27 protein-coding genes are annotated in these 21,379 nt (G+C 36.3%); 20 read left to right on the top strand and 7 right to left on the bottom strand.

Translation table 11 applies throughout. The annotated features are described in order from the left end of the window. Nucleotides 1-275: 275 nt before the first annotated feature. From AC4EG4_RS00475 to AC4EG4_RS00465, 3 genes are all read left to right on the top strand, one after another. Nucleotides 276-461, top strand: a complete 186-nt coding sequence (locus tag AC4EG4_RS00475; protein ID WP_490986641.1) for a hypothetical protein — start codon at nt 276-278, stop codon at nt 459-461. Nucleotides 462-546: 85 nt separating this feature from the next. Further along, nucleotides 547-822: a DUF7000 family protein gene (locus AC4EG4_RS00470; protein WP_490986640.1), complete on the top strand. Its 276-nt coding sequence runs from the start codon at nt 547-549 to the stop codon at nt 820-822. Nucleotides 823-1,266: 444 nt separating this feature from the next. Then, nucleotides 1,267-1,440, top strand: a complete 174-nt coding sequence (locus AC4EG4_RS00465; RefSeq protein ID WP_490986639.1) for a hypothetical protein — start codon at nt 1,267-1,269, stop codon at nt 1,438-1,440. An 805-nt stretch (nt 1,441-2,245) separates the two neighbouring features. Here AC4EG4_RS00465 and AC4EG4_RS00460 read toward each other — a convergent pair. Both AC4EG4_RS00460 and relB read right to left on the bottom strand, forming a co-directional pair. Beyond that, entirely contained in the window at nt 2,246-2,509 is a 264-nt protein-coding gene (locus tag AC4EG4_RS00460; protein ID WP_490986638.1) for a type II toxin-antitoxin system RelE family toxin, read from the bottom strand. Between the two features lie 6 nt (nt 2,510-2,515). Further along, a complete protein-coding gene (relB, locus tag AC4EG4_RS00455) occupies nt 2,516-2,728 on the bottom strand; it encodes a type II toxin-antitoxin system RelB family antitoxin (RefSeq protein WP_490986637.1) in 213 nt (70 codons plus the stop codon). Nucleotides 2,729-3,138: 410 nt separating this feature from the next. On the opposite strand from relB, the gene AC4EG4_RS00450 reads away from it, so the two are divergent. After that, entirely contained in the window at nt 3,139-3,279 is a 141-nt protein-coding gene (locus AC4EG4_RS00450; RefSeq protein ID WP_490986636.1) for a hypothetical protein, read from the top strand. Nucleotides 3,280-3,287: 8 nt separating this feature from the next. Here AC4EG4_RS00450 and AC4EG4_RS00445 read toward each other — a convergent pair whose 3' ends face one another. After that, the gene (locus tag AC4EG4_RS00445) at nt 3,288-4,160 is read right to left on the bottom strand and encodes a helix-turn-helix domain-containing protein (protein WP_490986635.1); all 873 of its coding nucleotides are present in this window, start codon (nt 4,158-4,160) and stop codon (nt 3,288-3,290) included. Nucleotides 4,161-4,377: 217 nt separating this feature from the next. Here AC4EG4_RS00445 and AC4EG4_RS00440 point away from each other — a divergent pair, with 217 nt between their 5' ends. The 5 genes from AC4EG4_RS00440 (at nt 4,378) to AC4EG4_RS00420 (ending at nt 9,603) form a co-directional block, all read left to right on the top strand. Further along, on the top strand, nt 4,378-5,193 hold the full coding sequence (locus tag AC4EG4_RS00440; RefSeq protein WP_490986634.1) for a hypothetical protein: 816 nt from the start codon (nt 4,378-4,380) through the stop codon (nt 5,191-5,193). A 360-nt stretch (nt 5,194-5,553) separates the two neighbouring features. Next, nucleotides 5,554-5,907 carry a hypothetical protein gene (locus AC4EG4_RS00435; RefSeq protein WP_490986633.1) on the top strand — a complete coding sequence of 118 codons (354 nt, stop codon included), beginning with the start codon at nt 5,554-5,556 and terminating at the stop codon, nt 5,905-5,907. 179 nt (nt 5,908-6,086) lie between these two features. Beyond that, nucleotides 6,087-6,986 (top strand): AbiTii domain-containing protein, encoded by a 900-nt coding sequence (locus AC4EG4_RS00430; protein WP_490986632.1) that lies wholly within the window; start codon nt 6,087-6,089, stop codon nt 6,984-6,986. A gap of 231 nt (nt 6,987-7,217) precedes the next feature. Beyond that, nucleotides 7,218-7,790, top strand: a complete 573-nt coding sequence (locus tag AC4EG4_RS00425; RefSeq protein ID WP_490986631.1) for a recombinase family protein — start codon at nt 7,218-7,220, stop codon at nt 7,788-7,790. A gap of 52 nt (nt 7,791-7,842) precedes the next feature. Next, on the top strand, nt 7,843-9,603 hold the full coding sequence (locus AC4EG4_RS00420; RefSeq protein WP_490986630.1) for a hypothetical protein: 1,761 nt from the start codon (nt 7,843-7,845) through the stop codon (nt 9,601-9,603). Nucleotides 9,604-9,986: 383 nt separating this feature from the next. On the opposite strand, the gene AC4EG4_RS00415 is transcribed toward AC4EG4_RS00420, so the two are convergent. Then, on the bottom strand, nt 9,987-10,385 hold the full coding sequence (locus tag AC4EG4_RS00415) for a PBECR3 domain-containing polyvalent protein (RefSeq protein ID WP_490986629.1): 399 nt from the start codon (nt 10,383-10,385) through the stop codon (nt 9,987-9,989). Nucleotides 10,386-10,741: 356 nt separating this feature from the next. Between AC4EG4_RS00415 and AC4EG4_RS00410 the strand changes: the two genes are divergently transcribed. From AC4EG4_RS00410 to AC4EG4_RS00395, 4 genes are all read left to right on the top strand, one after another. Next, entirely contained in the window at nt 10,742-11,983 is a 1,242-nt protein-coding gene (locus AC4EG4_RS00410; protein ID WP_490986628.1) for a hypothetical protein, read from the top strand. Between the two features lie 392 nt (nt 11,984-12,375). Then, on the top strand, nt 12,376-13,053 hold the full coding sequence (locus tag AC4EG4_RS00405) for a hypothetical protein (protein WP_490986627.1): 678 nt from the start codon (nt 12,376-12,378) through the stop codon (nt 13,051-13,053). A gap of 911 nt (nt 13,054-13,964) precedes the next feature. Beyond that, nucleotides 13,965-14,801, top strand: coding sequence for a TetR family transcriptional regulator (locus AC4EG4_RS00400; protein ID WP_490986626.1), 837 nt, complete (start codon nt 13,965-13,967; stop codon nt 14,799-14,801). A gap of 77 nt (nt 14,802-14,878) precedes the next feature. After that, nucleotides 14,879-15,241 (top strand): hypothetical protein, encoded by a 363-nt coding sequence (locus tag AC4EG4_RS00395; protein WP_490986625.1) that lies wholly within the window; start codon nt 14,879-14,881, stop codon nt 15,239-15,241. 80 nt (nt 15,242-15,321) lie between these two features. Here the strand turns inward: AC4EG4_RS00395 and AC4EG4_RS00390 are convergent, their stop codons facing one another. Then, nucleotides 15,322-15,756, bottom strand: a complete 435-nt coding sequence (locus tag AC4EG4_RS00390; protein WP_490986624.1) for an Imm44 family immunity protein — start codon at nt 15,754-15,756, stop codon at nt 15,322-15,324. A gap of 246 nt (nt 15,757-16,002) precedes the next feature. Here AC4EG4_RS00390 and AC4EG4_RS00385 point away from each other — a divergent pair, with 246 nt between their 5' ends. After that, complete coding sequence (locus AC4EG4_RS00385) at nt 16,003-16,155, top strand: hypothetical protein (protein WP_490986623.1); 153 nt, start codon at nt 16,003-16,005, stop codon at nt 16,153-16,155. A 138-nt stretch (nt 16,156-16,293) separates the two neighbouring features. Next, nucleotides 16,294-16,737 (top strand): DUF4275 family protein, encoded by a 444-nt coding sequence (locus AC4EG4_RS00380; protein WP_490986622.1) that lies wholly within the window; start codon nt 16,294-16,296, stop codon nt 16,735-16,737. Nucleotides 16,738-16,818: 81 nt separating this feature from the next. On the opposite strand, the gene AC4EG4_RS00375 is transcribed toward AC4EG4_RS00380, so the two are convergent. Continuing rightward, nucleotides 16,819-17,433, bottom strand: a complete 615-nt coding sequence (locus tag AC4EG4_RS00375) for a hypothetical protein (RefSeq protein WP_490986621.1) — start codon at nt 17,431-17,433, stop codon at nt 16,819-16,821. A 337-nt stretch (nt 17,434-17,770) separates the two neighbouring features. Then, nucleotides 17,771-18,268, bottom strand: a complete 498-nt coding sequence (locus AC4EG4_RS00370; RefSeq protein WP_490986620.1) for a hypothetical protein — start codon at nt 18,266-18,268, stop codon at nt 17,771-17,773. A 235-nt stretch (nt 18,269-18,503) separates the two neighbouring features. On the opposite strand from AC4EG4_RS00370, the gene AC4EG4_RS00365 reads away from it, so the two are divergent. The 5 genes from AC4EG4_RS00365 to AC4EG4_RS00345 all read left to right on the top strand — a co-directional run bounded on the left by AC4EG4_RS00365 (nt 18,504) and on the right by AC4EG4_RS00345 (nt 21,367). Next, the gene (locus tag AC4EG4_RS00365; protein WP_490986619.1) at nt 18,504-18,866 is read left to right on the top strand and encodes a hypothetical protein; all 363 of its coding nucleotides are present in this window, start codon (nt 18,504-18,506) and stop codon (nt 18,864-18,866) included. A gap of 326 nt (nt 18,867-19,192) precedes the next feature. After that, on the top strand, nt 19,193-19,627 hold the full coding sequence (locus tag AC4EG4_RS00360; protein ID WP_490986618.1) for a hypothetical protein: 435 nt from the start codon (nt 19,193-19,195) through the stop codon (nt 19,625-19,627). A gap of 165 nt (nt 19,628-19,792) precedes the next feature. Further along, the gene (locus AC4EG4_RS00355; RefSeq protein WP_490978265.1) at nt 19,793-20,326 is read left to right on the top strand and encodes a membrane lipoprotein lipid attachment site-containing protein; all 534 of its coding nucleotides are present in this window, start codon (nt 19,793-19,795) and stop codon (nt 20,324-20,326) included. A 307-nt stretch (nt 20,327-20,633) separates the two neighbouring features. Further along, nucleotides 20,634-20,915 (top strand): AbrB/MazE/SpoVT family DNA-binding domain-containing protein, encoded by a 282-nt coding sequence (locus AC4EG4_RS00350; protein WP_490978270.1) that lies wholly within the window; start codon nt 20,634-20,636, stop codon nt 20,913-20,915. 83 nt (nt 20,916-20,998) lie between these two features. Then, nucleotides 20,999-21,367, top strand: a complete 369-nt coding sequence (locus AC4EG4_RS00345) for a type II toxin-antitoxin system PemK/MazF family toxin (RefSeq protein WP_490986617.1) — start codon at nt 20,999-21,001, stop codon at nt 21,365-21,367. The last annotated feature ends 12 nt before the right edge of the window (nt 21,368-21,379 follow it).

Genomic DNA, 21,379 nt, shown 5'->3' with positions numbered 1-21,379 from the left:
TTTGAGGCGAATCATCACTTCATACATCGCTTCGGTCGTTTTGGACATGGCTCTCGCCCGTGGACGCGCCGGCTCTGATAGATCACCTTAATAATATAATCAGCCGTCCCTCTAATGGGCGGTTTTTTTTCGGTCGATCCTGGCTAAAGACTATAAAAGATTAATGTAAGCCAAAGCTGGTCATAATTAAACTCACTTCAGTTTTAAGTAAAGTAAGCATTGAGGATAATATAGTTATGAGCGGAGCCATATTGTGATGAAAAGGAGGGGGTCAAATGGATAAAAAAAGCAAGTATGACTACTCAACAATACCTTTTACCGGTTTAGGACTAGTATTTGGCACTGCAATTGGTGCAGCTTTAAGTCTGATCATTACTGGAGATGTCATTTGGGCAGGGGTAGGGACTGGAGTTGGATTGGTTTTAGGTGCAGCGATCGACAGCATGAAGAAACGGAAATAGTCTCTATGTATAAGACCAATAGGCACTGGCTTTTCGCACGCCATGTAGAAAAGCAGAATTGAACTTGTTGGGAGGGGAAAGAGTTTTGAAAAACTTGTATCAATTGATACAGGATTACACCAAGCTGCTGCAACACGAAGAAATACAGGCTGCGTACAAAGGGATAATGGAGTTTATCGGCAAATTGAGAGCAGATTTGATCAAAAGATACCCGCATGACACTGCAAGCAGTATTTATCAAGGCTATCTGGATATGACGTATTTTTCATTAATGACCGAACCACTCAAAAACAATGGGCTAAAATTTTCATTGTCTATTTGTGTGAAAAAGGAGTATTTGAAGTGTTGCCTTCCACTCTAAAAAGAGAAATAGTACAAGAATATGAATCGCTCATAAGCAGTAATATTTCAAATGAAAGGTGTTATTACTTTTACTAGCCAAAAATGAAAGTTTGGTAGACTGAGAAGGTACAATTAGTGATTTCCCTTCTGCTGCGGGATTTGCTTTAGAATCCATGAATTCTTTTGTAGGAGCCTCGGGATACCGGTGTCATCAACGTCGGGATCTAAAAAAGTGCAGAAGCCCTGCAGACATATATCCATTAGTCTATAGGGCTTTGATGGTTAGCAGAATGGAACAAGTTGGTAAAGAATATATCACTAGGTGGTAAATAAGATAGCAGAGGTAGTGAAATTTTTGTCCGTAATCGGTTTCCGGATTTTTATGATGCAGGTAAGCGATCTGTTCTGTTAAAATTCATATGCTATCATTTAGTAGGTTATGATAATAGAGGATTATCCCTATTTGAAAAATTTAAAAGAAATAGAAGTGACTAATGGGGGAGTTGTGAACACCAAACGGATAAATCGACTGAGCCGGATTATAATCTTGAAAGAAACTCTTGAAATCTTCCATTTGAAAGAAGAAGATTCCGTCGACATTATGCATAATGAGCGACAGATTATCATCGAGTCCTAGACACATCGTTATGGTTGAGCCATTACTAGTAAGGTGAATAGCGAAGCGATCCGATTCATATTGGGGGAGGCTTAATCAGCAAAGAAGCTATGACCGAAATCATCAAATATATTAGAAGTGTATGAAAGAAAGACTGTCTGGTTTAGATGACCCGACAGTCTTTTTCTAATGAAATGATGAGCCAGCTTGATAGCTGGATGGAACAGGGGCATGGCCAATTCACTTACTTTTACGAATGTAAGGTTATTGAACTTAATTTTGTAACTAATGAAGTCTCTTGATTTTTTTCATTTATACGTATCTTATAAACAAAGTTAGTACTCATGCAAAAAAGGATTAACAAACTTCTACCAAACACGTGTGAAAGTTTGTGAAGATGAAATGATAGACAGCAAAATCCAAATAATCAAAAATATATAAAATGCAGTATCGAATGAATAAATGAAGAAATAAAACAGCTCACCATGATTCGCATTGTTAAGAGGCGTGGTGGGTTTTGTAAGCTTCACTATATAATGTTGACAGGAAGTGGCTATTTTTAGGGCTTGTTCTGTAATTCCTTCAACAGAATCTCAGCCCCCCTTAGGCTCAAATACAAGCTCTTTTGTAAGTGGATTCAACATCTTCATCTTAGGCCTTTCCGATGACGGCACAAGTAGAATCAGAATCCTTTGGCTAGATAATCAGGGTACTCTAATCCATTCTAACCAATCGTTAAGCGTAGCGTCCAATTTGTAAAAAATGGAAATTTTATCCTGCTAATAAAAAAGATGCAATCTCTTGGAAAAGAGCGCATCTTTTTTAACTATTTGTAAATATCTTTTCGATGCCCTACATCAATAATGGTAATAATGATTTTTTCGTCTTCGATTAAAGCGAGAATCCTGTAATCTCCGACGCGGTAACGCCATTTGCCCTTGTGGTTTGTAACCAATGCCTTCCCTTGTGTCCGGGGATCGCTTGAACCCTGTAGATTTTTTTCAATCCAACCAACTAAAAGTGAGGCCTGGTAAGGATCCATCTTTTTTAACTTTTTCAATGCGGAATCTGAGAAATGAACAGCATACATCGTTGGTTATAAACCCAATTCTTTTTTGACTTCATCCAAGGAATGAGTTTTTTCCATGGTGGCAAGGACACGATCAAAACTCTCCAGATCCAGTTCATCTTCAATCTTTTCAATGACGGCATTTCGCATCAAGTTAGAAACGGATGTGTTTTTCAGTTTGGCATAATCGCGGATGAGTTTACTATCGCGCTCATCCACACGCAAAGAAATTGTAGACATGAACAAAACCTCCTCTAACTCTTCGTAATACATTGTATTACATTTTTAGGTGTTTGTAAAATAATAAACTGAAATTTTCTAAATCTGTTTAGTTATCAGGATTTTTGTGCACTATACCATTCGGAATACTTGGCTACACTGAATAAGAGTAAGAAAAACAAGCAGCGCATATATGAAGGACATTATCAGCAAAGATTTTTATATCTTCATTAGAATAAGCATCGTAGTCTCAACGTACATTGTTAGTAAAAATTTAACTCTTAGTCTCAAACTACAACCTATATTTATAGAGCTCCATTTTTTAGAAAGAAAATTAAAAAAACTTTAAATATGCAAAGTTGCATATTTAGGTGTAAGAATTTTTGGTAAAGTCTAAATATACCAAATTTACATTAAAAAGGAGGGAATATATGAGAGTAAAACTGCTTAAAGGCTTATTCCAAACAGTTTTAACTATGGTTATGGTAATTTCTGTTACTACACTCGATAACAACATTACAGCTGATAGCAATTCCCATGCTCCCGAAACAGATTTACCTTTTGAATATTAAGCAAAACTTTAAGAAAGAAATCTACCTTTCTTTTCTGTCAATATTTCTCTATAGAGATGCAAGCCAAGTTCTTCAAAGAAAAAGGCAGCCTTTCTGTAATGTAGAGCAATCGATTTAAAGGGATAATCCAATTCTTCCATGATAGCTGCTTTTTGGAAGTGAAGTTGACCGATTAGAGACATGTCTTTATTGGATAAAGAAAGTTCGATTCCTGACGTAGTCACTTCATAGGCAGTTAAATATTCTTTCTTTAGAAATAGGAGCTTTCCATAATTATAATGTGTCTTAATTAACACTTTATTCGCTTGTGGTGTTTCTATTTTTTCTTTCAAAATATCCTTATATAGCGAAAGACTTTTATTATATTCTTTTGTTTCCGCTAATATATTTGCAACAGATATTTTTATATGAAAATCCAGTTCGCGGTCCATTCCAATAGTATTTTTTCTTAATAATGAAGAAAGTTCTGCTAAACAATAAGAGCCATTTATACGTTTAAGTGTGTATAGAGAAATGAATTGTTGCCACAGTAAAAACTTCTCCATCTCGGGAGAGAATAAAATTTTTTTTGAATGAATATGATCCAAGTATGTCAATAATTCTTCATATTTTTTAGTCTGAGAAAAATTCCATACGGTTTTTTGAATGAGTTTTATCTCTTCCATCTCGTCAAAGCTTAATGAGTTAAAAAACATAGTGATGGGAACATTTAATCGATTAGAAATTAAATAGAGGACATCGAGACTTGGAAAACAACCACCGGCTTCTATTCGGCTAATTTCAGACTGATTGCAAATATCTGTGGCTAGTTGAATTTGTGTCATTTTTCTAAGTTTGCGTAGCCTTTTAATTTCAAATCCTAATTTATGTTTATCCATCATTTATACGAACCACCATTCCATATTAACTTTATTCCTAATTATTGAGTTGTTCACTAATGCCGAACGACTCTTGAACAGTTAGCACTTTCTTCATGTTATATGAGTTGATTCAAAAGTAAATATAATACTTATTATCAATTATATAACAAAGTTTGGTGGTTTTGTATGGCAGTGGGGTAAATGGAAGACAATATAAAAAGAAAAAGGGGATTTATTAATGAAAAAATTGATGCTTGCAGTTCTGATTTTCAGTTTAGTACTTAGCTTTGCTAATCCAAGCTTTGCAGCCAAAAAAGAGTATGAAGTTAAGACTTTGGATCATTTTTTAGAAATAGTTAAATCTAAACAGGATTCTGAAAAGTTCAAAGAGAAGAAGGATAAACTTAAAGGCAAAAATGCTATAACTGATGAAGAAAAAACACTTTTGAAATCAACCGATCCAGCTGTCATTGAAGAGTACAATGCTCTAATGGAAGAAGAGTTGAGCAACTTCACAATTTCTGAGGAAAGCTTTGAAACAGAATACGAATTAGAGAAAAGTGGCGTTCAGATAGCTGTAGAAACAGAAACAGAAGCTACTGAAGTACAGCCTCTATTAGCTACAGATACTAAATTAATGGATAAAGAAGTAATGTCACTATCACCGATTACTACTGCTGCCTATAGAGCAAACGGTTCGTACTCTTATTCAATTAAGTACCATATTAGAGCAATCGGATGGCCAGATGCGGTTGCTGGATTAGTTACTAATTATTCTGTGCGGTCCGATGGTCTTCGGGTAAATTGGGCCTCTACTTCCGGTACAAGTGGCTTTTTCCCAACTGCAATTTCAGGAAGCTCTTCAGTTACAGATTCCAGAGCTGAACGGATCGGGTATGATATAAATGCTCAAGGCAATTACACCGTAACAATTGGAGGATATAATGGGATTGGTATCATTACGTTTGACATGACTTTGATTAGTCGTGTTCTATGGACAGGCACTAATACTGTTAGTCAATCTTATAGTGAGTCTGGTGATCGAAGCCAGTAATCAAGGTAATTAAAAATTCATTTGCCCAGTATAAATTTTAATATTTGATATTTCAATCCTAAAGTTAATATTGAAGTCCTCTAGCTAATCAGTTAGGGGACTTTAAAATCTAATCACTAGTTAGTTGTAAAGAACTTTTAAGCAGCTGAATTACAAATTACGTGAATAGCAGATATCACTTAAAGATGACAACTAAAAGGTTTATTGAAGATAATTAAGAATTTGATTACTTGTGAAGAGATATTGTTGCTTTGTTATGCAATAAAATGGAATAATAGAAAGAATAAAAACTACAATACGTATTTATAATTGAATTAGTTTATAGTAAGTTTGCTAAAAAAATAAGTTGGAGGTGTTTTAATGGAATGGATTAGTCTTTTAATGCCGATACTTTTTATTAGCTTGTTTATATACGGATTAGTGAAGCAAGTTCAAAATTCTATTTTGTTATTTAAAACTGTTTCACCTACTAATTCATATAATAAAAGATTGCTCTTAGGGAACCTTCTTTTAAGCATTTCATTTGGGGGATTTGTGTTACTGCTTATTTTAAATGTCTTTGTTTACACAGGAATGCTTTCTCAAAGTCAACAATTCGGAAACAGTGTCAGTCTATTTTCTTTCCTGTTTTTATTGTTAATGTTCATTTCGAAATTTGGAATCATACCAAAAACTCAATCTCCTTACCTTCAATCGATTTCTAGAAGAATATAATTAAGATACAACGCTTAAAAAGCTCTTCATTGATGGAGGGCTTTTTGATATTCAGTAGTAATGTTCAATGTAGGAATTATTTGGCTTTAGAAAATTTTGTATTAAATGCTATGGCTTCTTTATATAGAAGTAATCTATAAATATTGATTAGAAATAAATTATGAAACTGGTGGAAAGAAATGAATTCTATCGTCTTGGATTTACAGCGAGAAGCTTATAGCAGCCAACTAGATATCTCCACTTTATTAAGAAAAGCATATGTAGTAGCTCGAAAACTTGAAATAAAAGAGTTCGAAGAGTGGGTAAGTAATGAGTTAAATGGTTATGAAAACTTAGATGATGTTCCGAAATATAGAACTTTATACGGGGAAATTAAAGCATGGAACAAATATAATGGGTGGATCCCTGTAGATATAGAGGATTCTGAAAACCTAAACTTCTTAAATGAGAGAAAGGTTAGCCATTCAGTTGCTTCTATAGAATCGATACTTGAAGATGCTAAATCTCAAACTTTAAGATTCGAGCTCCCTGTAGGTGTAAAAAATACACTGATTCGAGGAACAGGCTATGAAGCCGATTTTGCCTTTGTTTTCCCAAAATCTAAAATGAAAAGCATATTAGACTCGGTACGAAATATTATTTTAAAATGGTCACTTGACCTCGAAGAGAAGGGGGTACTTGGCAACAATATGTCTTTTTCAGAGAAAGAAAAAACAATTGCAAATGATATTAAATATACAACAATCAATCATTTTAATGGTGAAGTATCTAATTCCCAAATTCAGCAGCATACACATTCTTCTGCTCAAATAAATCAAATTAATGAAGTAGATAAAGAAAAAGCAAATGAGGTTTTAAAACATATTATTGAAAACTTTAGAGATCTTGAAATAAATGAGCATCAGAAATTAGAAATTGAAAGTAATATTAAAGTGATTGAAGAGCAGTTAAAATCCTCAAATTTAAAGCCGGTCAAGATTCATGAATCATTTAAAGTTATACAAAGTGTTCTCGAAGGAGTAAGTGGAAGTTTTATCGCTTCAGGGTTAATACATCAAATTCAAGCGTTATTAAACTAAAGATATTTTGAGTACTCCAATGAAGTGAGAACTTTCAATTCTTTATAAGGTAATTATTTCTCTTATTTTATACTATCAAAAACGATGGTTTTTGATAGAGTCTAGAAGGAGATAAAAATCTCCTTCTTTTTTATACTCTTTTTATATCAAAACTCATATCAATAACTATGTTTCTTAAACGGATGTATTTGATATAATTAGTCTGATAATAAAAGCGAGAAGAGGGATTTTATGATTATTGGATATGCTCGAGTCAGTACGATTGATCAATCGTTGAATTTACAATTGGATGCACTAAAAGAATTTGGCTGCGAAGAGATCTTCCAAGAGAAATTATCAGGAGCAAAAGATGATCGGCCAGAACTGCTACAAGCGATTAAGATGTCACGAGCTGGCGATAAGTTTGTTGTGTATAAATTAGATAGATTAGCTAGATCTACAAAGCGATTGATTGAAATTGCAGAACTACTTCGAGAAAAGGGCGTCGAGTTTGTCAGTATTCAAGATAATATCGATACTGGTACTGCAGCTGGGAAAGCGATGTTCGGGATGCTATCAGTATTAGCTGAATTTGAACGGGATATCATTCGAGAGCGAACGATGGCTGGATTAAAGGCAGCTCGTGCGAGAGGAAGAAAAGGTGGGAGACCTAAAGTAAATCAGCAGAAATTGAATCAAGCAATGGCTCTTTATCATTCGAAACGAATGAGTGTGAAGGAGATCCAGGAGGCTACGGGGATTTCTGCTGCAACTCTATACAGAAAGTTAAATCAAGAGAAGTTAAAAAACTCGGATAGTAAATAACTTGTGAGTGAAAAAATGAGGTTAATTTCTATTATTTAAAGGGGGATAAAGAATGAATCAAAAGAAAATTGAAGAAATCGCTGTTCATTCAGTCAAAAAAGAAATTAATCGAAATGAATTATTATCAGATGAGATTCCAACTAACGATAAAACTCCAAGCTGGGACGGTGAAATATGGATTTATAACGATAAAAGACAACGTAAAAGTGATTTGCACGGGAGAATACCAGTGCAAGTGAAAGGGAAATTCAAAAAAAATTTGAGTAAGGATAATGCGGTCTTTTCCTTAACTAAAGTCGATTTAAACAATTATCTGAACAACGGTGGTATTCTTTTTTTTGTGGTGGAAATTATAGATGCGGATACTACTCAAGTTTACTTCTTATCGTTGCTGCCTTTGGATATCAAGCTAATCTTAAAAGAAATGAAAGAACACAAATCAATATCTAAGAAGTTTAATAAGCTTCCTGAAGATAAAAGAGAGCTTGAAATGATCTGTAGAAACTTTGTCTTTCATAGTAAAAAACAAGCAAAGGTGTTATTAGACGCAAATGTAGAAACATACGAAACTGTGGGAGCAGAAATAGTATCTACCAATTTAGAGCGTTTCAAAAAAGACATTCTGAATTACGGTACTTATTCATATGGACGTCTTCCTGGATCAGATATAGATATACCATTAACCAAAGTTGATGTTACAAACATATTAGAAGAGACTGATATACATATCGGGATTAACCGACATGTCTATTACAAAAATATTATTCGAAGGACATATCGAGATAAGGTCATTTTTCCTTTTGGTTCTAGCTTTGAGATGGCATGTTCAATAAGAGACTCTGACTTTGACCAACTTAAAATAAATTATAAAGAACAAGGAGAATTGCCAGATAGAATAAAAGACTGTAGATTCTTTCTAGAAATTATTAAATCCAAAAAAATTGAAATGAACAGTTCGATTTTGCAATTAAATGAAATAGCTGAGGAAAAAGATTTTCTAGAAGATCTTCCGAAACGTATAAAAGTGTTACAAGAAATCTCAGAAACCTTTACGCAGCTAAATATTGACTTTAGACTCGATTTAAATAAGTTATCCCAAAGTGACATAGTGGGGGTTGAGTTGCTTAGAGATATTATTATCCATAAGGATTATAGTCGTCTAAAGTTTAAAAAAGATGTTAATCTACATCGGATTCAAATTTCAGAAATCAAGCTGGTATTGATTTCTAAAAAGTTAAATGACGATTGGGTAGTGCATGATTTGTTTAGTTCGGAGGTACTGAAGCAACACACTAATATAGTTGCTGTTACTAAAGATGGTACGGAAATATCTTCACGACTTAGTCCTTATTTATTATTTGATAGTTCAGAACTATTTGGTGTGAGTAATTTGAATATAAAACTTATTGAGGAGTCTTTGTTGAAAATAGATTTTGAAAACGAGATGAGCCGTGAAGTCACTGTTCAGTTTTTATTGAAAGTCATACAATTTTATGATGCCAGTAAAACTAATAACGATGTTCTCCATATGACATATAACACTTTTGAAGCAATAGAAAAGTATAGTATGAGAGATACACATTCATTTTTAAACAAGATGCAGGTAATTAAGAGACTTAGAGAATTCACTCTTGAAGAAAAATCGCAGATTATTGAAAGGAAAAATGAAGGGGGGCATTCTGATCCGGTGATGTGTGGTTTTTACTTGTTGCTTGAAAGTAAAGTGGAATTTGAAATCGAATTTGAAAAGTTGCCGGAAGATATAGGAAGAGAATTTAAGAATTATCCTATTTATAATTTATTGCATATTTGAAGGGCTCTATGGACCAGGATATTGACACTCTTCAATTTAAACAAATTAAATAGAAAGCAATTAGAATTTCCTTAATTTCCATAAAGCTAAGAACTAATAAGTCGTAATAACCTTTGGTCTGATTCAGCCAATAGAAATATCTATCAGTCAAAAGTAGAAACCATATAAAAAGCCTCTAACCGAAGTTAGAGGCTTGCTAATTTAAAGGGTTATTACCCGGGCGGCGTATCCGGGATCTCTGTTAACTCGTAATGAGCGCGTGGGGAACCTTTCCCACCTTAATAACCCTTATTACTACCAGATCTGTTGATTAACCAACAATAGTAGCTAATCATCTATCATTCTTATCATAACACAAAACGTGTTTTATTCAAGTAATCAACTTATAAATAAGCCTGGATTCGGCCACTCTTTAATCGCTTATTTATCTTATGCTCAGCATTATCCAAGTCATAAAAGGAAGAAACAAACAAATAACCACTTGGATCCAATTTAATCGTCAATAGAAGGTGATCACCCACCAACTTATAAAGTTCAATACTATTTGGGACCTTTGGGTTCTTTCCAATGTAGTCTGGACTTAAAAGCAAGCCAGGTAGTTCATGCTTATGTTGATCCCAAACAAGGGGATGGTTCTTTTTTATATGTTTAACGGCACCTGGATAGATAAAAACTTCTTGTTTTTCGAAGATAATCCCAGTTAACTTATGTACCTTTACTTTATCAATTTGACCGACCAATAATGGACCGGATGAATTCTCGTCAAACTTGTCAATTCCCATAACTGAACCCCCACTGCAAAATGCTGAAATCAGTATAAGACCCACCATGGTCCGCATTGTTAAGAGGCGTGGTGGGTTCTATTACTCATAGTATAGCATAGGTCAATTCAGTTTCTTCTATATAAAAGGGCGTTCACTAAGCCTGAAATTTAAATGAACGTTCGTAAAGTCAGAAGATATGTTTACGAACGGTTTTTTCGAACTATTTCAGCCCTTTTCAAAGCGTTCGTAAAAGTGTACTTTTACGAACGCTTTCATTTCCAAAATTATGTAGATAATATTATAAGTTCTGAGTATATTTAACGTAAGAGTTTCGATTCTGATAATAAGAGAGAAAAGAGAACTAAAGAGGACCTATGGAAAAAAGTAACTTACGCATTAGAAACGACGAGGATGGCATCACCGTATTAATTGGCAAATACAATGTACAAGAATCTATCCAATACATTCAAACAAACCAGATTAAAAGTGTACAGATTACCTATTACTATGAAGAATCACAAATCGATTTCTTGAGTGAATGCCCAAGTATTGAATCTTTGTCGCTGCAAGGGCCGAATGCGAAGAATTTAAGCGGTCTCTATCACTTGAAGTCGCTTAAAGATTTGTCCATCGATGATGCTGTCCCTTCATTGACAATTGATTTTAGCCAACTGACCACTTTGGAAGAGGTTTACGGCACACTGCCGCCAAAAGCCATGGCCATCGGCAGCCTAATCAACTTGAAGAAAATGCAGATTTGGGGCTATAAATCAAAAGAGAAAAACCTGAAGGAGTTCACAGACCTGAAAGCGCTCGAAGTTTTCGAGCTCATCAGCTCCAACATCACGTCCCTGGAAGGGATCCAAGGATTGAAGAAGTTGCGGCGCCTGGGCCTGTTCAGAATGAGAAGCTTGATGGACATCAGCGCGATACAGCATCTGTCGGGAAAGTTGAAGGATCTCGAAATAGAGGCTGCGAAAAAAATAGAGGATTTTTCTCCTATAGGCAAGGTCTGGTCGCTTGAAGATTTAGCTTTGAATAACTGTGGAACGATTCCATCCATCCGTTTCATAAAACATCTCCCTCATTTAAAAAGCATGAAATTTTGGGATTCCACTGCATTAGATGGGGACGTCTCACTGTGCCTTAAGCTGGAATACGTTTATTTCACGAATAAGAAACATTATTCTCACAAGCTGCTAGAGGGGGATAGTCGCAGTGCCCGCCCTCTTTTTATAGAAAAATCATTGCCGCAAGACGCTGAATTGGTCCAGCAAAACGAAAAGCAGTTGGAGCAGCCTTCATCACCTACGCAAGTTTGGAAAATTCGGATGGACGAAGGAGACGACCTGTTTACAGAAGAAAATCTAGCCACAATAGAGAAAGTGCTCCAAGCGTATAGTGAAGGCATTTCTCATCTTCAAAACCCGAGTGACGAAGAAATCCTTTGGAAGGTAAAGGAAACGATCCTTCGTTTAAATGCATTAAATGAGAACTATGATTTTTTCATCGAGACACTTGAGCGGGAAGAACTTTGTGATTTCATCATGGAAAAAGCGCAAAACGCTGGTTTAGAGACAGAGGAAGATATTACAGAGGAATGGCGGGAATGGTAGGGGAAAGTTTACTAGATGTTTATGAGCTAAGGTGGAAAACAGATGAAAGGCGCTATCTTAGCGAAATCGAATGTAACTTAAGTGAAATTAAGTTACATTCAGATGTACAAATACTTATGAAAAGGAAGGTACTGAATGGAAATATATATTGCGGCATTTTGTAGTATCTGGATAGCTTTTATACTTTATTTGCTCATTGAAAAAAAGACGGCTAAACGAGACAAACCACTCTTTTATTTTATTATCGCAATCCTTCTTTTTGTCATAAGCATGTCAGCACCATACTAAATACCTTAAAAAGTTTTTGAATGAAACTTATTGAGAATTAAGTTACATTCAACCCATGGAACGGCAGGGTTTTAAAATCACAGTTTAAAGTGGAGGTGCAGTGGATGGAATACAGTGGCGGCTATTTTCTTTTGTCTGCAGCCAGTGCTGATCAAGCTTATTTTCTTAAACAAGTGGTAGCCGGAGGATTCCACGTCGAAAAGTTGATTTCATTGGATGATAAAGTGGGCGGCATCTTTCCCAACCTCTTCGACATTTGGGAGGGGTTAGAGCCCCAAAAGCCTACACTGGTTTTATCTGAACAGGTGTTGGACAAGGTCATGGTATCCATGGTGTTTGAGACGTTGGAGGATGCTTTGGAGGGTTATCGGGAAGCGAAACCTCAAGATCCAGACGTTCTATTGATTGGCATCAGTTTGGACGAAAAGCATCTTCCAGAATTTCACCACTGGCGGAATCATAGCAATGATGAACACGGTGAAGGGGTTGTCCTCTGCTTGGAGAAAAAGCAGCCAGCTAGCAACAGCGGAAGGTTCGCTGGCTACGACATTGCAGGCTATGAGTTGGGTGGGAAGTTCCTGTCTTTTCTGGGGAATGATCTTCTAGAGGATTATTTAGCCTTTGATCCTAACCTGTCCATCAATGAATTCGGGCTATTTCCGGAACAGCAAAAAGCTGAAGAGCTAGCCTGTTATACGAATGATGTGCTCAAAGATTTGGCAGGGGCGGAAGAAGATTTGATGTGGCTTCCGTGGAAAGTCACCGTTTATGAAGGTCTGTAAATTAAAGTTTACTAGTTATTCAGAAGCCACATATATACCTTTGTCGAATGTAACTTAATAGCAATTAAGTTACGTTCAAAATCATTGTTTAATTGACTTGGTTAAAAGATGCAAAAAGTGACTTTGCTAGAAAAAATGATACATTAAAAGTCCTTGTTTTACTGATATTTCGTTACGTTATTCCTATTCATTTTTATTTACTTAAATTCACATAATTTATTTTGAATAAATCATAATCGTAACAAGTAGACGGGGGCTGAAGATTTTGAAGAAATATGGAATTGGTCTTATTTTATCTCTGGTTGTTTTACTTCTTCTCTTGATTGTAAATGCGCAAGTTTATCATAATGTGATGCCCTTAAATGCCCCCATTATCTTTTTGACGCTTCATGTCATGGTCTACAGATATCTTATACCTGAGCAGAGATATGGAGCCTATGTCTTTTTGTCCTAATGGTGGGAGTATCTATCATCTTTTCGCTACCAGAATTCACTCATCAGCAAGCCCAAGACCAAATTTTGGCTACTTACGGGCCAGAATTGGAGCTGACCATACAAAAAAACTTACCACTCGATCGGAATGAAGTCTGGCATCCCTTCGCCCCCAATTAGGGATACGCTTTTTTAGGGACAGTTCCGTCAATCGAAGAGCATACCTCACTTCTCATTATTCCAGACACAGGCAGGATGATCGAAATTGCTCCTTGATACCGCGTTGTTAATCCATAGTATACATATATAGGAAGAAAAGGAGCAAAAGACATAGCTTCTTTTCTTCCTTTCTGTTTGTACTAATGTCTTTTTACGAAAACTTTTCTCTTTAGAATTAGTTGGCTTTCCTATCTTTTCGTTGGTATATTAAGGAAATGAAGAGAAGGAACTATTCGGTATAAAAAACGGGAGGGGTTATTTTGAGTCAGACATTTATCAAAGAGATCATTTATACAGCTCCCTCTCAGCTAGGGGAGCCAGTGGAAATCGTTGACGCTGATTGGAAAGACAAGTACGGATTGGCTGCAATTCTTCGGAGGCATCGTAAAACCGTCGTTCAGTTGAATGGTGTAGAAATAACTGTGGGCTTTACTCCATGCAAACTATCAATGATTCGTTGGATTGATGACAATCATTTTCTGGCAGCTACGGACGAAAACGACCAGGAGAATGTATTTATTGTAGACCTGTCTGGCCGGCTCCTCCATTCCTTTAAAGGAGGAGAATCGTTTGAAGAGATCGTCGTTGGAAAAGAAGGAATCTGGATCAGCTATTCTGACGAAGGGATTTTTGGAAATGGAATCTCTACCGAGGGACTCGTCCTTTTCAATCTGACTGGTAAACTCCTCCTACAGTACCATTCCGATTTATTGAATAGCAGTGAAATAGCCGACTGCTATGCTCTTTGTAAAGGGAAGGGGACGACTGTCTGGATTTTTCCTTACACCGATTTTCCTCTAGTTGAAATAAACTCAAAGGAGCGAACGGTTCGATCTTATTCGGTTCCTGAACTACTGCATGGATCCCACGCGCTATGCATCAGAGGGAGGTACGCTTACTTTTTTGATCCTTACAATTCCAATCAAAAAATTTATCAGTTGGAAATTGGCAAACAGGAACTAGTGCTTTTGGGAACGGTTCAAGGAGCAGTTAGAGGACTGGATCCATCAGAAACCAGCCACTTTATTTCCGTTTCTCCTGATCAAGAAGTCGTGCTGTATCAAGTGATTAATGAGGATGAATACCGATATATATGAAACCGCAGTTTGCTTAGAACTGAATGTAACTTATGTGCAGTTAAGTTTCATTCAACTAGCAAAATGGGAGTGAAAATATGGGGCGTTTAAAAAAGTTTTTGCACAAGTGGATCTTTGAAAAGTACGATCAATTTGCAGAGGAATTAGGTTATCCGAATTGGAATATCGCTTTTGAAAATACTTTTGGTATTTATGAAATGGAAGGAGACACTTGGTACTCTGCGACACAGCTTCCCGATAAAAAATGGGCTGTATGGAATGATGACGAGGCAGAACCACCTTATTCTTTTGAAGTATTTTCATCTTGGGATGAAGCCATTAGAAAGCTTCGAAAGTTGTTTGAGGAAAGTGGACTGCCAGAAGATCACTGGAGGCCCGAAGGATTTGATGAAGGTGAAGATGTGTTTTTGAAAGAACCTGATAGAGAGAAAATGCTTTAACTAACTAGGAACTTGAATGCAACTTATTGTGAATTAAGTTACATTCAGTTTCTGTTTTAACTTGATATTCTTATGGTTTGTCATGAAGAAAGAAATTTGGTTTCTACGTATTTGAAGTCATTCCAAAGCTTCTCCTCATCTACCACATATTTTTCTTTTTTTAACCGATTTATCGAAAGTTCGAGAGCTTTTCTTAAATTAGTGATTATATATGTTTTAATGATTTTTTCATCGATATTTTCCCATTTATCGCGTGGCATAAAGACATCAATCGAGATATATCGATTCTTTTTGCTAAGGCGTAACTTTTCAAACCCTTCAAACTCAAAATACCATATGTCTCCATCCACTCTGAACGCTACAAGAAATTGATCTACATTTTTGCAGTAGGGTTTATCGCAATGCTGATCTAAAAGCTTTGTTAATTCAGGGAAATGAGAGCCGACTGCTTTATGCGCGTTTCTATCTCCCATTTGACCGAAAATAGTTAGATAAGAGTATTCTTGATTCTCCATTTATTAAGCCCCTTTCCCTTTAAAGCCTTTCAAATGCTGTCATCTTACTTCAAAGCGTTCTATCTTGTCAGTCTTAACTGGATAGTCTATTGAATCAAACAAATACAAATAATAGTTTCTTTAATTTCTATACCAGCACCAATATTTATTATATTCTTTAAAAAATATTTCTTTGAATCTGAATGTAACTTATTAGTAATTAAATTACATTCACATCTATAAAAATGAATTGAGGAGATGAGCTTAATGAATTACAACGCTTTTCTATTTGCCGGAGTCGCAGGTATATTGACTTTGATTCTTATAGTTTCAAATACGCCTCTTAGTGCCCTTATCATCACTAATATTTTATTAGCTCTGATTGCTGGCCAATTGATCAGTAAAAATTACAAAAAATAATAAACATTGATTTTCTCTAATTACTTTTTATTTCCTTTAACTCTATCGTCAACGAATGTAACTTAAGTGCAGTTGAGTTACATTCAGTTGGAACAATAGGAAGTGACGATACGGATCATTTAGAAGGGGGTTAACAAATTGAATGAATTTTTACATGGGCAAACAAATCGATTACAGGACATGAATATTAGCTTTACAATAGTGCCAAACAAAGAGAATGAGTTAGAACAGCAATGGGAAGAAGCTTTTGCCAATGATATCAGCCAATCGCAAAAGCGGAAGATGGCTTTTAAGCAATGCATGTGGAATGTCTTCAGTTGGGAAACAATTGAGTGTTTAAAAGAGCAACAGGCGATAAAAGCATTTGATTTGCAGAAAAAAGCAGGATGTTATCTTATTTGCACATCTAGCGAAGAAGCAATATTTATCTCAAAGGCCACTCGATTCAAAGCGAAAGATATCATTCATATAGGCAGTGATCTCTATATCGTCGATGAACATTTCACCTGGACTTATGTTCTAACTCACGAAGAAGACCGTGGTCCTTATTTTTATAACCCTCAAGATTCTACCGTTCTTTAGTTAAGTTAGAGAAAAGGAATCAGGTAGTTGTAAGGGTATTTTTCAATATCTGAATGTAACTTATTAGTAATTAAGTTACATTCAATCTTCATTGTTTACAATCGATGTTTCGGGTGGAAAATAGCTGGCCAAGTTTTCAATTGTCGAGAAGTGGGGTTCGGTTGTATAGATGTTCATCCCATCCCCGTCATGCCAAATTTCGATAACGGTTGAAGCCCCGTTCATGTCAAATTTTGGCCATATCCAGTGCTTTTCACGTCCAAACCAACTCTTCCCTATACCGGGTTTATACACGATATTATCCGAGAAAGAAAAAGCGTAGAAGTGATTACAAGTTGCTACCCAATAAGTTTTTTGTAAAACAAAGGCCAGTGAAGAAGACGTTTCGATGGTGAGTTTAAAAACAGGAAAGCGTTTGTTTTTTAACCCCTCAATTCTTAATGAGTATTCAATGTTTTCACCTTGGAAAAGCTGTTCTAAATCATCTTCCATTCCGGTAACCGGTTCAAATGTAAGATAGATTGGAAACAGGGCTTTCGTACAAATGAAATCAACTAGCATTTCACATGTCGAATCAGGATCGTTCACGGATTCAGAGGGGCCTATATAAAACTTTGCAACGTTTCGAACGTCCTCATAAAAGAGCGTTTCTCCATCCGACCCAAGAGTTTCTTGAGTAATGTAGATTTTTCTCATAAGTTTTGCCCCCTTTACATTTAAGAATATCTTTGGTTCTTAGTATCACACTTTTAGCTAGGATTTGCAGCGTATATAGCGTTGATTGAATGTAAATTAATGGCAAGTAAGTTACATTCAGAACCTTGAAAACATTGACTTCACCAGAAAAATCAACATAACTGTTTTTACTTAAAAAAAGATACATTCAAAAGCTCATTTTAGCTACTTGAATTTAAAAGAATCTAAATCTAAAAATAATCAGTTTATAGGAAGGGAAGAAGTGATAGATTGGGCTTCTTTCCTTCCTTTTATTTGGATAAATGTACTTTTACGAACGGTTCTTTTGTCAAAGGAATTATCCTTTCCAGATTTTTTCGGAAGAAATCCACTTTTCCTGCTTTAGGTCCAGCGTCCGTTCTTCGTCATGGATTTGCAAGTACATGGGAATCGGATGTTGAGCCTGTTGGCCAATTTTCCACCTGGCAAGAAACCAGTTAAAAAAGACTTCCTGCCGTTTGGTGTCAATTTCCCATTCGTGTTCTTCATAAAACTCCTCGTACTCCTTGAATTCGGAGTTGGACAGGGAAAGGTAAGGGATCTCTTGTGAAGAGACACTGCTGACGAAATTTCCGCCTTCCGCGAGTCCCATGATCTCATTTGCGTGGTTATCATACGCAAAGAGAACAAAAGTGAGTTCGAACCTGGAAGGTTCGATATAGAGGGTAAACAGGAGATTCTTTACGTCCAGCGAAATTTCCAGCTCACTGACCTTGTGAAGGTACGCGAGCAAAAGATCCTCCTTCTCTGCTAAATTACTGGATACTAAAGCGATATAATCATCGACAACAAACATCTGGCACCCGCTTTCAAAGTAAGTTTTTTAGGCAATCTTTTCTTCTGTATTCATTATATAGCATCATCTGAATTGGAAAGCTCTTTTACCAAACTCCCATCCAAAGGTAGCTAGTGACTTTCCCAAGCAATGAATAGGCAGCTGAATGCCTTTTTTCACCTTTCTGATAGGTGGTAGAATAAGTTGGCAGAAGACTGTCGTTATACAAGTCATAACCGAGGGGGGGCGCACAAAGATGAAAAAAAATGATTACATGATCCAGTCCCGATTAACTAATAAAGGGGAATATGCCGTACAGGTAGAGATCAAGAGCGATGAAACAGAAGAAAAGGCTATGATACTAGCAGGCATAAAAGCGCTGATTGGTATGATTGACTACACTTCAAGAGAAGATGGAGGAGACAGCACTTCAGAAGAGGAGCGAGAAAGGTATAATCAGGCAATGAGAAAAATAATAGGCTATGTTGCGGATGATATCGGGTTAACTACGGGTTATTATATGAAGGAACTTCAGGCAAAGGTGTTTATTGATGAATCTGACGAGCACATTGTGAACCCTGATGTGCAAATGGAGCTTATCAAAAAGTATTTTGACTAAGCAGCTTTACTCTCACTGAAAACAAAACACGTTGAAATTTCCAAGGCTAAAATGAAGCGGGTAGAGAAGGAATTAAAAAATTAGTTAACATATCAGTAGATTATCGATAGCTGCGTAGATGGAGAGAAGGTGCATTTTGATTAGCATCTACTCTCCCTTTTTGTCTGTAAAAGTATACTTTTGCGAACGCTTTCTATCAGTAGCCGGTATTCAAAAGAGCAGAGTACCAGAGGATAGTAGAATGAAGGTACAAAAAGCAATTGATTGGTTTAATCTGGTATATTAATGAAAAGCAGTAAAGGGAAGTTCAAGAAAGGGAGAGAAAAATGCAAAAGCTGGGATTGTATGTGCTAACACCCCTTATTTCATTTTTTGGAGGCTTTTTCGCTTACGTTTGGGTATTGAAACAACTATGGAACCAAGATATCGGTAATGGAGCCATTGCTGTATTAGTTAATGTAGGTGTGGCCTTTGTTGCTTTGGCCATGCCACTGTACTTTATGATTATAAGCTCAATAGACAAACGGGTTGAACGATTTAAAGTTTTGTTATATCCCTTATCGTGTATGCTTCTATTCTTCCTCCCAACCGGTCTCATCATGATGGCCTGGGGTGGGGGTAACCCATTTGCAGCGGAGGCCCTATTGTTTCATAGCTTCTTTTTTGTATCGGGTTTCCTTTTCGGTTTACTGAACTGGTTCTTTAAAATGGTTCCTGTATCTGAGAACGACAAAAATCAACGCAATTCTCGAGTTCGGTAACATCCGAATGGAAATCTGGTTGAAAAGCCTAGGATTTGAATCTAACTCAAGTGCAGATAAGTTAGATTCATTTCTCTCCTTCAAATTACCGTATTTAAAATCACATACCTAATTGCTGTAACTGACTCTTATAAAAACATTTATTCAAATAGAGGAGAGGTTTGAATGAAAAAAATCGTATGTTTAATAGGGCTTCTTGCCATATTGGCAGGGTGTAGCCCAGAGCCGAATGCAGGAATGCAGGACAATGAACAAACAGTAAAAAACATAACAAAGGGAATTGCTACTGAAAAGACGGTTCCCGCTGATTTTCATGAAACAGGATTTCACCGAGAGGAACCTCCCAGCTATATCTATCTAGTTAAAGAGGCGACTGAGCAAAAGCAATACGAGGAACTATGGACATATTTCCGTCTTCAGGAGGAAGCGCCGGAAGTCGATCTGGACGTAAAAAGTGTGATGTTCTTTAGTCTTCAGGAATCGGGTACTTGTCCGTTTGAATTAAAGGGAGAAGATATACAACTAAATCCGACTACAAAAACGTTGGAATTTGAAGTTTCTCTTGCCAACAGTGAAGAGGCATGTACCACAGATGCGACACCTAGAACATTTGTCTTTGAAGTAACCAAAGAAGTAGCTCCTTTCAAACATGCGTCGATTTATGAACTGGGAACGGAAACGACTGTACCCATCAAATAAGGGAATTGAATCAACAATAATGATTTATTAAATATAATACTACCATATATTAGGGGATTATATGTGAAGGCTGAAACACTAAGAAACATGTATAGCTGGAGAAGAACAGCCGTCAATGCTTAGTTAACATATTAGGGCTTATTAAAAGTAAAATAAACAATTGGATTTTAAGAAGAGTCTATTGCGAAGCATGACTATTTTTTATCGAGTTCCATTATAGAAAGAGTCTTAAAGGATTACTACTTGATGAATGTAGATACGTTGTATATACTAAGTGTATAAATAGCACTCTGAGGAGTTGATTCACATGCCGCAAATCAAGCAGAAAGTCGGTCACCGAGAGGCTAAACTACAGAATTGGGGTAACAGCAAAGCCGTTCGGCTTACAAGAGATATCCTTGAGGAAGCCGGGTTCAATGCAACTGATGATGCTGTATTTGATGTAGAGGTTGAACCAAATCGGATTTCGTTAGTTCGAAAAAGCAAGTTAACTCCGTTTCAAAAGTTATTTGCTGATTATAATGGCGGAAAACCTGAGCCTGAAGCACTTTGGGATGAAGTAGAACCAGTCGGAAAAGAAGATTGGTAAGCAATTAATAGGCTCAAAAATCCTTTGCCTGTACTTAATCCTCAATGGAAAAGTACAGGCACTATTTAATTGGAGGAGTAGTGATGACAAGATTTTTTAAGGTTGGGGATATTATAAAAGTCGATATGTCCCCGGCAAAAGGGCACGAACAGCAAGGTTATCGTCCAGCCATCGTAGTTTCAGAAGAAAATGTACATAAAGAGACCGACTTAATTTGGGTCTTGCCAATCACCAATACGAATAAAGGTTACCCAACTCATGTACTGGTAAATGGGAGAACCAAGAATCACAAGAACAGCGTAGCAACCAATCAGACAACAGGATATGTATTGTGTGAAAAGATAAAGGCAATTGATCCATTGGCCAGAGCTGCAAGATTAACAGACGAGGCCGATCAAGAGTTGATTGAAGAATGCAAGGCTATTATCGATGCCATTACTTTCATAGGGTAAAGAAATTAAGAC

This window comes from Planococcus sp. TJ-201, assembly GCF_058268495.1.
The sequence above is the reverse complement of the archived record's forward strand: the minus strand, read 5'-3'. Positions and strand labels throughout refer to the sequence as shown.